Raw genomic sequence first — 13,005 nt, 5'->3', positions numbered from 1 at the left:
TTTTAGTATTTAGTATAGATATTTTAGTACTTTAAGCCTTTGGCATATAGTTGAGTATTGAGATACTAAAATAACCAGTTTTCAATTAATTTTTTTCCATTTGTTGTCAGTACTGATTCCGGATGGAACTGCATGCCTCGCACATCATACTCCGTATGTGTCAGTGCCATGATGATACCATTCTCGTCTACGGCTGTCACTTTAAGTGTACTTGGCAATGTCTCTTTGTTTACAGCCCATGAATGGTAGCGTCCTATTTTGGAATCTTTCGGGAAGTCCTGAAATAGCTTTTCGGATTCATCAGTAACGATAATGCTGGTTGCAACCCCATGCAGCGGTTTTTCCATATTGAATAGTGTGCCGCCAAATACTTCAGCGATTGCCTGTTGCCCCAGGCAGATGCCCAATATACTTTTGTGCGGAGCATAGGTGCGGATCACGTCAAGCAATAGACCTGCCTCTTCCGGAATCCCGGGACCTGGGGAAAGAAGTATTTTATCGAATGCTTCCAGCTCTTCCAGTTTGAATTTATCATTTCTCAATACCACATAGTCCTGTCCCAACTCCTGTAGCAAATGAACCAAATTATAGGTGAATGAATCGTAATTGTCAATGACGACGATTTTATTGTTGCTCATAGCCTCTTGTTGTATAGTCCTGATTAAAGTAATTATCTATTTCCTGAAATATCGCTTGAACAAATTCCACTGGCAGGTCGAATTTCTTTGCCAGTGTCGCCTGATTGCTGCTGATATTTTTAATAATATGCTGCCCGGCATCGGTATGATCATCCAATACTTTTGCCTTATTGAGATAGGTCTTCCGCAAAGCCAGCAATTCAACGATGCGGTTGTCGATGGTGTCTATCGAAACATTGATATGTTGTGTATTGACACAGTATTCTAATGGTCTGATCATAACGTTTCTGCTAATTGTAATGCTTTTCGCAAAGCAGCTATTTTATTGTTGACTTCCTGAAGTTCCATTTCAGGGTCAGAGTCCAATACAATTCCACCACCAGCTTGATAGTGCAATGTGTTTTGTTTACTGAGGAATGAACGAATCATGATGGCATGATTGAAATCGCCATTGAAACCCATAAAGCCAATCGCTCCGGAGTAGAACGAACGTTGCAATCCCTCGTAGCGGTCAATGAGTGTCAATGCCATGTGTTTTGGAGCCCCAGAGAGCGTCCCGGCAGGGTAGGTATCTCCTACAATGTCGAATGGATTGATATTATCTTTTAATACCCCTGTTACCTTCGATACCAAATGGATGATATGCGAGTAGTATTGTGGTTCCATATAGGATTCTACTTTAACCTGTGTACAGTGTCTGCTCAGATCATTACGAGCAAGGTCTACCAACATCACATGTTCCGAGGTTTCTTTCGGATCCTGTTTTAGCCTAGAGGCAATTTTTTGATCTTCCTCCATGTTTCCGGTTCTTTTGAAAGTTCCGGCAATCGGGAAGATCGTAGCCTGCTTGCCATGGATGCGCAATTGTGCCTCAGGCGATGAACCGAATAGTTTAAAGTCACCATAATCAAAATAGAATAGGTAAGGTGAGGGGTTAATGGAACGTAATGCACGGTAGACATTAAATTCATCACCTGAGAATGGTGTCCGGAAGCCTCGGGATGGAACAATTTGAAAGACATCTCCACGTTGGATATGTTCTTTCATCTTTTTCACCAATTGGCGATGTTCTTCATCGGTACGGTTGGAACTTTCCTCTCCAGCCAATTTGAACGTATATTCTGGGAAGTTTTTGTTCTGGATCAGGAATTGCATGCGTTCCAGTTCTGACTCTTCATCTTCCAAAAGATGTTCGAAGATATAAAGCTGATTACGGAAATGGTCGATGGCAATCACGTACTTGTAGACATGGTACTGCATAAACGGTATTTTCCGTGCCGGATCGACGGGTGTCGTCAGTTTGATATCCTCAAAATGTTCGATGCAATCAAATGTAAAGTAGCCAAATAGACCATTGGAGATTAGGTTCAGTTCGGCTATCGTAGAATCTTCAAAAGAATTCCTGAAATCGGATACCTCCTGACGTAATTCTATTTCTTGTGCATTTTTTACAATTCGTTCCTTTCCGGGATAGGTTAATGTTAACTCTCGCTCATCTAGTTGAATCCCTGCAATGGGCTGGCAACAGATATAGCTGATATTGTTGTCACGACTATGGTAGTCGGAGCTTTCCAATAAGAGTGAATTTGGAAAGATATCCCTTAATCGAAGATAAATACTCACCGGTGTTGTTGTGTCGGCGAGCAACTTTCTGCTCTGTGTTTTGAATTTATACTTCATTTTATTCTTTTTCTTCGTTATGATAAATTTTATACAAAAAAAACCCGATACTGGTTAGCATCGGGTTTGGAATTTCCACAAATGGTTTTGGTTGATTATGAAATATTATGACAATACCAATTGATTCCCGATGCTTATTGCTTCAGGCCACCACCAATTTGTATTTGTATATCTTCGTGTCATTATTACACAAATTTATAAAAAAAAATAAATAACCAAACTTTTTGTGATAAAAAAACAAAAAATCCCCTTATTTCTTAATCATTTAATAAATCAGGGCGTCGTTCTTGTGTTCTTTTTAGCTGTTGTTCGTCCTTCCATGCAGCAATTTTTGCTTCATGTCCACTGAGTAAAATATCGGGTACTTTGTGCCCTTTCCACTCTGCAGGGCGTGTATAGATCGGTGCATCCAACAATCCGTCCTGAAAAGAATCTGAAAGCGCAGAGGTTTCGTCCGATAAAACTCCGGGGATCAAGCGGATGATCGCGTCTGTAACAATTGCCGCTGGAAGTTCACCTCCAGACAGCACATAATCACCTATAGAGATTTCCTTTGTCACATATATATCTCTGATGCGTTGGTCTATACCTTTGTAGTGACCACAGAGAATCATCATGTTACCTTTTGTCGAGAGCCCATTTGCAATATCCTGATTGAAGGTTTCTCCATCGGGAGTCATATAGATGATTTCATCGTATGTCCGTTCGGCCTGCAATTGTTCAATACACTTAGCGAAGGGTTCGATCTGCAGCACCATGCCGGAGCCGCCGCCATAGGGGTAATCGTCTACACTTTTGTGCTTATTTGTTGAGTAATCTCTTAAATTGTGTACATATATCTCCGCGAGGCCTTTATTCTTTGCACGTTGCAAAATAGAGTGTGCAAATGGACTTTCCAAAAGGTCTGGTAGGACCGTAATAATATCAAAACGCATGGCGCAAAGATACACAAAAATGATCCATTGTATATTTATAAGATTGATTCGCTTATCTTTGTGGCAAATTTAAGTGTACATACAGTGATTGACGTAAATAATATTTCTGTTTCCTTTGGGGGAACGACTCTTTTTTCGGATGTGTCTTTCTCGATCAATGAGAATGATAAGATTGCATTGATGGGTAAGAATGGTGCTGGTAAATCTACCCTGTTGAAAATTATCGCTGGAGTGGGTAAACCTACGACAGGTAATGTGGCGGGGCCAAAAGATGCCGTCATTGCTTATCTACCGCAACATTTGCTGACACAGGATCATGTGACGGTCTTTGAAGAGACCTCGAAGGCTTTTGAAGAGGTCTATGGGATGCGGGATGAATTGGAGCAGCTGAACGAGCAATTGAATATCCGTACAGATTATGAGTCGGATGATTATATGCAATTGATCGAGCGGGTGTCGGAACTGAGCGAGAAGTTTTATTCGATCGAAGAGGTCAATTACGATGCAGAAGTAGAAAAGGTATTGAAGGGGCTTGGTTTCGAACGTTCTGACTTTACCAGACAGACGTCGGAGTTTTCCGGGGGATGGCGTATGCGTATCGAGCTTGCCAAAATACTCTTGAAGAAGCCAGATCTGATTTTGTTGGATGAGCCAACCAACCACATGGATATCGAGAGTATCCAATGGCTAGAGGATTTCCTTGTCAATTCTGCCAAGGCAGTTATTGTTATTTCACACGATAGAGCCTTTGTTGATAATATCACGAACCGTACCATCGAGGTAACGATGGGCCGTATCTATGATTATAGAGCCAAGTATAGCCATTATTTGGAGTTGCGTCAGGAAAGACGTCAACACCAATTGAAAGCTTATGAGGAGCAACAACGTTTTATTGCTGACAATCAGGAATTCATTGATCGTTTCAGAGGTACTTACTCGAAGACGCTGCAGGTGCAGTCGCGTGTAAAGATGTTGGAAAAGCTGGAGGTTATCGAAATAGACGAAGTAGACACTTCGGCGCTGCGCCTGAAATTTCCACCTTCACCTCGGTCGGGTCAATACCCTGTCATTGTGGAGGATCTTACCAAGGCTTATGATGAGCATGTGGTATTCCATAAAGCCAATATGGTGATTGAACGTGGCGAAAAAGTTGCCTTTGTCGGTAAAAATGGAGAGGGTAAATCGACCATGATCAAAGCGATTATGGGTGAAATAGATTTTGAAGGTACATTGAAGGTAGGGCATAATGCCAAGATCGGTTACTTTGCCCAAAATCAAGCGGCATTGCTTGATGGTGAATTGACTGTTTTTGATACGATTGATCAAATTGCAATAGGTGATGTGCGTGTTAAAATGAAAGATCTCTTGGGTGCTTTTATGTTTAGTGGTGATGACACGACGAAAAAGGTGAAGGTATTATCTGGTGGAGAGCGAACTCGTCTGGCCATGATAAAACTTCTTTTGGAGCCAGTGAATGTGTTGATTCTCGATGAGCCTACCAACCATTTGGACATGAAGACCAAAGATATTATCAAAGATGCCTTAAAGGATTTTGATGGTACCTTGATCCTTGTTTCACACGACCGTGACTTTTTGGACGGCTTAGCAGAAAAAGTATTTGAATTTGGAAATAAGCGTGTCCGTGAGCATTTTGAGGATATCAAAGGATTCCTGGAATATAAGAAAATGAGCAGTTTGAAGGATATTGAGCGATAGCATCTAGATCAATGGAATGTAAATGTATGCTGTAAGTCTATCTCATATAATCATACGCTACAAGTTTTTGTTCAAATCCTGATATTTGCAGCACAGAAATCAGAAACTGTAAACGAAGCCTGCTTAGCTCAACTGGTAGAGCAACTGACTTGTAATCAGTAGTAGGTCCTTGGTTCATCCCGACAGGAGGGCTCAGTTATAAAAAGCGGCTTTTTGTATAAAGTCGCTTTTTTGCGGTTTAAACAGAGATTAAATCGAATTTTCAAGCTTTTGTCCCGTAATCCCAAAGCGTGTGAAAGATACCTTCCTGATCAATACGTTCATAGGTATGTGTGCCAAAGTAGTCTCGTTGTGCTTGTATAATATTTGTAGGTAATTTTTCCGATCGGTAGGCATCAAAATAAGAGAGTGCGTTTACATATCCGGGTAAGGGTATCCCGTTTGCGATAGCATCTTTCAATACCTGGCGAAACCGTTGTCGGCGATGTTCAGCAATAAATTACGTCCCATTACGCCGAGTCCAACTATTCCAAAATCGTAGGTATTCATTTTATCTATACTCATCGTTTAATACCGTTTTTCAAAGTTGAAATTTACCATTTTTGTTGAAACTATAAAAGACAATTATCAGCAGATCGGTATGAGGTGCTTTTCTCGCTTCAATTACTTCGCTGGTATTGAGTCTTTTGTTGTAAACCAACAGATAATCCGTATATTGAACTCTCCTAAACATCAATTTTATTTATGATCATTGGATTAGACATTGGGACATCATCTGCGAAAGCTGTTGCATTTGACTACGATGGTAACATCTTGTCGCAGCATAGTATACCTTATCCCATATTAAACCCGTCGGAAGGTTGGTATGAGCAAGATCCGGAGATTGTTTATGACGCATGTATTGAGTCTATTGCACATGTAATGATTGGCTTAAAGCAATCTAGTGCCGAGATACCGAAACCCGTATGTATTTCGGTGAGCAGTGCTATGCACGGACTAATCGCTGTTGACTCGGCGGGTAAGCCACTTAGCAATTGCATGATATGGGCAGATCGCAGAAGCGAGGATATTGCGGTTGCCTTGCAGGCAAGTGAGGCGGGCAGGCTGTTGTACCAGCAGACGGGCACACCAATACATCCCATGTCTTTGCTTTGCAAATTAATGTGGATAAAGTCTAACGATCAAAAATTATTTGCTCAGTCGCACAAGTTTATCGGTATCAAAGAATTTCTTTTTTACAGGCTCTTTGGAGTTTATGTGGTCGATCATTCCATTGCATCTGCAACAGGGCTTTTCGACATACATCAGCTAACATGGTCTGAGCAGGCATTAGGATTGACGGACATATCGGAAGAGCAACTAGCATCACCAGTTCCGGTCGATTATGTTTTAAATATGCCTAGCCGAGAAATTGCGGCCTTGATGCACATCCCTGAAGATACCCCTTTTGTTATAGGTGGTAGCGATGGTTGTTTGGCTAATCTCGGGGTGGGGGCTATAAGTCCTGGGGTGGCTTCGGTAACTGTCGGTACCAGTGGAGCTATTCGCGTAGCAAGTTCGCAGGCAAATCAAGAAAAAAAACAAAGGCTATTTACATACCTACTGAGACCAAATGAATATATAATTGGTGGAGCGGTTAACAATGGCGGTGTATTACGCAACTGGTTTCGAGATAATTTTTTGCAAGAATTTAATCAAAAGGAAGCGGATGGAGATCCTTCCGCGTTGTTAAATGCTTTGGTGGACTCCGTCGTTCCAGGGGCGGAGGGCTTGATATTCTTGCCCTATTTAACTGGTGAACGGGCACCACATTGGAATTCCAATGCAAAAGGCGTTTATTTTGGAATACAGTTGCATCATGGCAGGGCGCACTTTGCGCGGGCCATGATGGAAGGGATGTTGTTTGCAATTTACAGCGTAGGATTCGCATTAGAGGAGAACACCGGCCCCATTCATACGATCTTTGCAAGTGGTGGCTTAGCGCGTTCATCGTTGTGGGTACAAATGCTTGCAGACATTTTCAATAAGCCTGTATTCACAAAAAATACGGTAGAAAGCTCTGCATGGGGAGCAGCATTGATAGGTTTGGAAGCACTGGGTATACAGAGGGGTAATCCTACCGTAAAAAACAAGCAAGCGGAGGGAACACAAGATACCGAGCGCTATTACAAACCGAGTGCGGAGAATCACGCCGTATATATGAAGAACTTCCGGAAATTTGAACACCTGTACCACATATTGGAAGGTGAGTTTTAACTAGCTATAAATTATTATGCCTCTAATCATCGTTATTTTGGGAGTAGCTTTACTACTTCTTTTGGTCACTGTCGTCAGGTTAAACACGATCTTTTCATTACTGATAACTTCTGTTGCGGTCGGTTTTGCTATGAATATGAACGCCATGGATATCCTTAAATCTGTTGAAACCGGAGTGAGCAGTACCATGGGTCAGTTGGCACTTTTGTTGGCTTTCGGGTCTTTACTGGGGAAGTTGATGGCAGAGGGCGGTGCTGCAGAAAAGATTACAACGGTACTCACGGCTGTATTTGGTAGAAAGAATTTACCTTGGGCAATGGTTCTCACAGGCTTTTTAGTAGGAATTCCCTTGTTTTACAATGTCGGTTTTATTGTCTTGGTACCGTTTGTTTTCATGATATGTGCTTCCAATAAAATGCCCTTGCTTTACGTAGCCATTCCATTGCTGGCAGCGCTGTCCGTGACGCACGGTTATTTGCCACCACATCCGGGAGCTACGGCTATAGCGCTTGCCTACAAAGCGGACATAGGTTTGACAATGGCCTATGGCGTTGTTGTGGCGATTCCTGCTATAATTATCGGTGGACCACTCTTTGGCAGGATGCTTAAGCGTATTCCGACCAACCCACCGGCCGAGTTTTTTCCTGAACACAATCAAGCAGATAGGGAAGAGCTTCCCGGATTTGCAATTAGTATATTCACTGGGCTGTTTCCAATAGTTTTAATTGCTGTTGGTTCATTTTCACATCTACTATTCCCAGAAGGCTCCGCTTGGCTGACGGCACTACGTTTCTTGGGTGATCCGGTGGTGGCTTTAATGATTGCATCGCTAATGGCAATGTACACGATGGGTATCCGCCAAGGTAAAAGTTTGCGGGAGCAGTCAGCAAGTGTGGAAGAAGCAATCCGCGGGATAATGATGATCCTTTTTATCATTGCAGCATCAGGCGCCTTCAAGCAAATTTTGGTAGATAGTGGTGTAGCGAACTACATCGCTGACTTAACCGCAGACCTTAGTTTGTCGCCTCTTGTGCTTGCATGGTTAATAGCCGGTATCATTCGCCTGGTTATCGGTTCGGCTAGTGTTGCTGGGCTCACGGCAGCGGGCATTATGCTTCCCATTGTGCAGGCGGGAGATGTTACTCCCGAATTAATGGTGCTAGCGACGGGAGCGGGTAGTCTCATGTTCTCACACGTCAACGATCCGGGGTTTTGGATGTTTAAATCTTATTTTGGAGTGAGCATGAAGGATACGTTTCGCTCATGGACGGTGATGGAAACGCTCGTTTCTGTTATTGGATTGATCGGTGTCTTAATTTTACACTGGCTTGGTCATTGATAGCGATAAACAGGCCCGCGTACTGTGGCTGTAGCTCAACAAAACGATTATATAAAGTAATTGCTAGGATACATTAATAGGACGGAGAGTCTCAAACGAATATTGAATTATACAGGCCCATAATCGGTTGATTATGGGCTTTTTTTTGATGGAAACCTTTGTTTGATTTTTTTTTCTTAATATCGTGACAATGAACCAAATTTTGTTGTTTGAGTTATTCTAAAAAATATGCATAGATCACATCAACTCTATATCTTCCTTTTATTTTGGCTAAGCTGCTGTTTAAGTGCTGTTCCGGTATTGGCACAGTATACTGTCGATAATGTACCTAGTCCGAAATTACAGGGACAAGATTACTTCGTGTCCAATCCCGATGGGATCTTGTCATCGGGTACCGTCGCTGAATTGGATGGTTTATCCACACAGATCGAAGCAGCTACCAAAAGTGAGTATGCCATTGTATTGGTCAATGACTATGTCGGTGACAGCGATTTTGAATTTGCACTTAAACTATTTAATACCTGGGGTATCGGCAAGAAGGGGAGTAACAATGGTCTATTATTGTTTATTGCCAAAGATCGGCGGGAATATCGTTTTATTACGGGGTATGGGATGGAAAGTACCTTGCCTGATGCCTATTTAAAGCGGATCGGTGAGAAGTATCTGGTGCCTAATTTTCGAAATGGAAATTATGACCAAGGAGTTCTTGAGGCTTCACAGTTTATCAAAACCATTCTAACTTCTCCTGATAGCAAGGCTGAATTGGAGCGCCTGATGCCTGAGGCAACTCCGATCTGGAGCTTCAGCAGTCCTATCCTGCGAAATTCACTTTTGGTGCTGGCTTTATTTGCGATCTGTTATATCTGGCTGGGTGAGGTGACCCGCGCGATAAAGGGACAGTTAACCAAGAAAAGTAAGTATTTTCCACCACTGGTCAGCGGCTGCGGTTGTATGGGGATGTTGATGTTTGCCAGTGTATTTATATGTGCTTTTGCATTGAACAACTTTGAAGTCGTTTATCAATGGAAGAACCTTCCTTACTTTATTTTTATATTTGGCAGTATTACATTGGCGATGAAATATAATGCGAGCCGTACGCAGATTGTCAATTCTTATCGCGATGAGGAGAATATCCAGCAAGCCTTGCGTAAATTTCGCATTTGGGGACTTGTTCCTTTGTTGCTAAGTCCTTTGGCGCTGTTTGATCTTTTTGGAATAAATAAGCGGATTCGAAGGAATGAACTACGATTGACCCCTCCGGATGGTTCGGGGCGTTGGTTACGGATGAATAAGGATGATGTATCTATCCGAGAAAGTGCTTACCTGGATCAGGGACAGCTCATGGAGGAGAAAATTGGTAGCCGATCTTATGAGATTTGGATAGATCAGACAAGCAATGAAACCAAGTTGGTTCCCTGGGATGAAAACGCAGGGTACATTGATTGTCCTCAATGTCATTACCGTACGTTTGAAACGGGACTTACACATACGATCCGATCGGCAACATACAGTTCGCAGGGCTTGGAGGAACGTTTTGATAAATGTAAGAACTGTGGGCATCGCGTATCTCATGGCGAGCATACTATACCTGTTAAAGTACGGTCTTCATCGAGCAGGTCTGGTGGCGGTGGATCCAGTAGTAGCGGTGGCGGAAGTTTTGGCGGCGGTTCTTCAGGTGGTGGAGGCGCAGGTGGGCGATGGTAGTTCGTGATTTAGGGGCAAAAAAAAAGGTTTTCAATCGGGGAGAATGAAAACCTTAAATAACCAATTATAAACCTAAATTATGATGGTACAAATATAGTGTATTTCTTACACTATCAAAAGTTTTTTTTAAAAAAAATAAAAAAAGTAAGCTATATAGCGCATATATGATTTCTGTTTATAAATTAAAACCAAAGTTTCAGCAGTTATTGATGCCGATTCTGACTTTGTTGCATCGGAAAAAGGTAACAGCCAATCAGATTACTATTGGCTCGATCGTTTTGTCTTTGGTTATTGCAGTGTCGTTTTGGTACGCTGACCGGATGCCAATTTTGTTCTTGGCATTACCGATCGGTTTATTATTGCGGATGGCCTTCAATGCATTGGATGGCATGATGGCCCGTCTTTTCAATCAGACAAGTAAAAAAGGGGAAGTCTTGAATGAGGTAGGTGATATTGTCTCCGATGTCCTGATCTTTTTCCCCTTGCTGAAATTTCATCCCGAGAGTTTATATCTGGTGATATGCTTTATTATTTTGAGTGTCATCAATGAATTCTGTGGTCTGATTGGAAAAGTTGTGGCCAATGATCGTCGGTATGATGGGCCCATGGGTAAAAGTGACCGTGCATTGTTGCTCGGCGTATATGGTATTTTGAGCTTGTTACAGATCTCGATAACGACTATTTCAGTCTATATTTTTGCTGTGTTATGTTTGTTATTGGTCTTGAGTTCGATAACGCGATTGAGAAAGGCATTGGTGGTACATGAGTGAAGTATCCAATCCGAAGGACAAATTTGCTGACGTACCTGTACGGGTCAGAAGCTGGGGGTACATTGTACTGGTACTGGCGGTTGCTTTCGTTCCGCAAACAATAGCATTGCTGTTTGTTTCCTGGCTGACGTTTCAGGGGATGCGCGAATTTATGAAGATGTTTGTGCCCAATTTTAGTTTTGCGTTGCCTTTTGCTATTGTAGCTGGTCTATTGCAGCTGATCCTTTTAATCTACTGTTCATATAGCGCCTATCTATGTTGGGCGACACTATTGTGCATAGGGGTTGGGCTGTTTTTCCGGTTGGGACAGAAAACAGCGATGGACGCTGCTATCGGAATGACCTTTGGAGCGGCTGCCTGTCTGCTTGCATTCAGCCAGTTGGCCTTTATCCGGGCAGTACAAATCAATCAGGATGAGCTGATGGGATTACGGCTTGTGGCCTATATCATCGTTTTAACGGAACTGAATGATGTATTCCAATATCTAATGGGTAAATTCTTTGGTAAACGAAAGATCGTTCCGCGTATCAGCCCAAACAAAACTGTTGCCGGATGTATCGGTGGTATCGGGCTGACGGTAATTTTGAGTAATATCTTGGGCTATCTGTTATTGCCATTTGGGGATTTTATCTGCTTTTCGTTGCTTGGTCTGCTCTTTGGTACTTTAGGATTTTGTGGTGATGTGCTTTTCTCCTTTTTGAAGCGCAAGACGGGAGTCAAGGATACGGGTACATTAATCCCCGGACATGGTGGATTACTGGATCGGATAGATAGCTTGGTGTTTAATGCACCTGTTTTCTATGGCTTGATTTGTTTGATAGAAATGACGAATTTGTAAATAAAATCAGAATCTCATAGCTAATATATCGCGAAATGAATTATCAACGAGCAGTTTTATTTTCAGGAGGTGGTACTCGTTTTGGCTTGTACTTGGGAATGTATGCCGCGTTGGAGGAACTGGGGTTAAAACCGGATCTACTGATTGCTACCTGTGGTGGATCATTGGCTGCTGCGATTATTCAGGCCTTTGCAACGGATGCAGAGCGGAAATCTTATCTCCAATCCGAAGAGTTTTATCGCTTCTTCTGTGGACATCGGCTTACGGAACAACGTCATCTGGGTAAACTGGGGTGGTATGTGCTAAAAAAGGAGTGGGATAAACGATCTGCTCCTTATCTGGAAGATGTCTTTGATCGTTATCTGGTCGATATGGAACATGATCTTTCGCCCTTATTACCGACTTTGAACCGCCCATTTTCGGAAGAAATACCGTCGATTATTATTGGTTCGAAAATGCTTTTTGACCGTTCGGAAGTTGGGGAGAGACGTGGCGAACGTAAGCTTTATCAGAAAATCCTGATGGGGAATACAAATGCACTATCGAACGTAAATCTGGATAGCATTCAAATTCAAGGTGAAAATTATGGACAAAGTGCTGTTGCCCCAACGATAGCGATAAATTCAGCGGTGACATTGTTGGAGGCTGTTCGTATTTCCATGTCCGATATGTTTTATATTGAGCCGATACAGCGAAATGGGGAATATTATGCCGGTGGAGCCATTGATCTGGTCCCTGTAGAGTTGGCGAAGTCTTTGGTGGCAGAAGTGATCTGTGAGCGGAAACAGTCGTATAAATTGCAGGAAGAGGGATTGGTAAGAGCGGTATTGGGCTTTAGCGGAAACCAACGCTTGCGGGATATTGATCAGCAATTTCAAGGAATCCGATGGATCGATACGGCTGATGCTGCGGAACAGTTAACAGGAAACTATTGTAAAAAAGGCATCGATTGGCGTAGATTTGAAATAACATTGTCCCTACCAGCAAGTCTGGATGAATTTGCCACCGCTTTGGAAGCACAGTGGAATTATGGATATCGGAAGACGCTGGAACTGCGTATGGCGTAGTACACGATGTATCGGAGTAATGGTCGTCGGAAGTGTATATGGTTTAATACGGGATCTATTGG

Annotated in this window: 13 protein-coding genes and 1 tRNA gene; 8 read left to right on the top strand and 6 right to left on the bottom strand. The window is 42.5% G+C overall.

What is annotated here, in order from left to right:
* Nucleotides 1–65: 65 nt before the first annotated feature.
* The 4 genes from DFQ12_RS25235 to trmD all read right to left on the bottom strand — a co-directional run bounded on the left by DFQ12_RS25235 (nt 66) and on the right by trmD (nt 3,253).
* The gene (locus DFQ12_RS25235) at nt 66–638 is read right to left on the bottom strand and encodes an anthranilate synthase component II (RefSeq protein ID WP_120261798.1); all 573 of its coding nucleotides are present in this window, start codon (nt 636–638) and stop codon (nt 66–68) included.
* Nucleotides 625–918 carry a chorismate mutase family protein gene (locus DFQ12_RS25230; protein ID WP_120261797.1) on the bottom strand — a complete coding sequence of 98 codons (294 nt, stop codon included), beginning with the start codon at nt 916–918 and terminating at the stop codon, nt 625–627. Before DFQ12_RS25230 ends, DFQ12_RS25235 begins: the two co-directional genes overlap by 14 nt.
* Nucleotides 915–2,318: an anthranilate synthase component I family protein gene (locus tag DFQ12_RS25225; protein ID WP_120261796.1), complete on the bottom strand. Its 1,404-nt coding sequence runs from the start codon at nt 2,316–2,318 to the stop codon at nt 915–917. Before DFQ12_RS25225 ends, DFQ12_RS25230 begins: the two co-directional genes overlap by 4 nt.
* 257 nt (nt 2,319–2,575) lie before the next feature.
* Nucleotides 2,576–3,253 carry a tRNA (guanosine(37)-N1)-methyltransferase TrmD gene (trmD, locus tag DFQ12_RS25220; protein WP_120261795.1) on the bottom strand — a complete coding sequence of 226 codons (678 nt, stop codon included), beginning with the start codon at nt 3,251–3,253 and terminating at the stop codon, nt 2,576–2,578.
* 84 nt (nt 3,254–3,337) lie between these two features.
* On the opposite strand from trmD, the gene DFQ12_RS25215 reads away from it, so the two are divergent.
* Both DFQ12_RS25215 and DFQ12_RS25210 read left to right on the top strand, forming a co-directional pair.
* The gene (locus DFQ12_RS25215; RefSeq protein ID WP_104385401.1) at nt 3,338–4,969 is read left to right on the top strand and encodes an ABC-F family ATP-binding cassette domain-containing protein; all 1,632 of its coding nucleotides are present in this window, start codon (nt 3,338–3,340) and stop codon (nt 4,967–4,969) included.
* A 117-nt stretch (nt 4,970–5,086) separates the two neighbouring features.
* Nucleotides 5,087–5,162 (top strand) — tRNA-Thr (locus DFQ12_RS25210).
* 69 nt (nt 5,163–5,231) lie between these two features.
* Here DFQ12_RS25210 and DFQ12_RS25205 read toward each other — a convergent pair.
* Both DFQ12_RS25205 and DFQ12_RS25200 read right to left on the bottom strand, forming a co-directional pair.
* Nucleotides 5,232–5,429: a hypothetical protein gene (locus tag DFQ12_RS25205; protein WP_244211847.1), complete on the bottom strand. Its 198-nt coding sequence runs from the start codon at nt 5,427–5,429 to the stop codon at nt 5,232–5,234.
* A complete protein-coding gene (locus DFQ12_RS25200) occupies nt 5,426–5,533 on the bottom strand; it encodes an NAD(P)-binding domain-containing protein (protein WP_120261793.1) in 108 nt (35 codons plus the stop codon). The genes DFQ12_RS25205 and DFQ12_RS25200 overlap by 4 nt, the downstream gene beginning before the upstream one ends.
* A gap of 180 nt (nt 5,534–5,713) precedes the next feature.
* Here DFQ12_RS25200 and DFQ12_RS25195 point away from each other — a divergent pair, with 180 nt between their 5' ends.
* The 6 genes from DFQ12_RS25195 to DFQ12_RS25170 all read left to right on the top strand — a co-directional run bounded on the left by DFQ12_RS25195 (nt 5,714) and on the right by DFQ12_RS25170 (nt 12,943).
* Nucleotides 5,714–7,225: a gluconokinase gene (locus tag DFQ12_RS25195; protein WP_120261792.1), complete on the top strand. Its 1,512-nt coding sequence runs from the start codon at nt 5,714–5,716 to the stop codon at nt 7,223–7,225.
* 16 nt (nt 7,226–7,241) lie between these two features.
* Nucleotides 7,242–8,564, top strand: a complete 1,323-nt coding sequence (locus tag DFQ12_RS25190) for a gluconate:H+ symporter (RefSeq protein ID WP_120261791.1) — start codon at nt 7,242–7,244, stop codon at nt 8,562–8,564.
* Nucleotides 8,565–8,792: 228 nt separating this feature from the next.
* Complete coding sequence (locus DFQ12_RS25185; RefSeq protein WP_120261790.1) at nt 8,793–10,268, top strand: TPM domain-containing protein; 1,476 nt, start codon at nt 8,793–8,795, stop codon at nt 10,266–10,268.
* Nucleotides 10,269–10,432: 164 nt separating this feature from the next.
* Nucleotides 10,433–11,038, top strand: coding sequence for a CDP-alcohol phosphatidyltransferase family protein (locus tag DFQ12_RS25180; protein ID WP_120261789.1), 606 nt, complete (start codon nt 10,433–10,435; stop codon nt 11,036–11,038).
* Nucleotides 11,031–11,876 (top strand): phosphatidate cytidylyltransferase, encoded by an 846-nt coding sequence (locus DFQ12_RS25175; protein ID WP_120261788.1) that lies wholly within the window; start codon nt 11,031–11,033, stop codon nt 11,874–11,876. The genes DFQ12_RS25180 and DFQ12_RS25175 overlap by 8 nt, the downstream gene beginning before the upstream one ends.
* Nucleotides 11,877–11,911: 35 nt before the next feature.
* Nucleotides 11,912–12,943 (top strand): patatin-like phospholipase family protein, encoded by a 1,032-nt coding sequence (locus tag DFQ12_RS25170; RefSeq protein WP_120261787.1) that lies wholly within the window; start codon nt 11,912–11,914, stop codon nt 12,941–12,943.
* Nucleotides 12,944–13,005 lie beyond the last annotated feature (62 nt).

The organism is Sphingobacterium detergens, from assembly GCF_003610355.1.
In the GTDB taxonomy this organism is placed as follows: Bacteria; Bacteroidota; Bacteroidia; order Sphingobacteriales; family Sphingobacteriaceae; genus Sphingobacterium; species Sphingobacterium detergens.
This window is presented reverse-complemented; position numbering and strand designations above follow the sequence as displayed.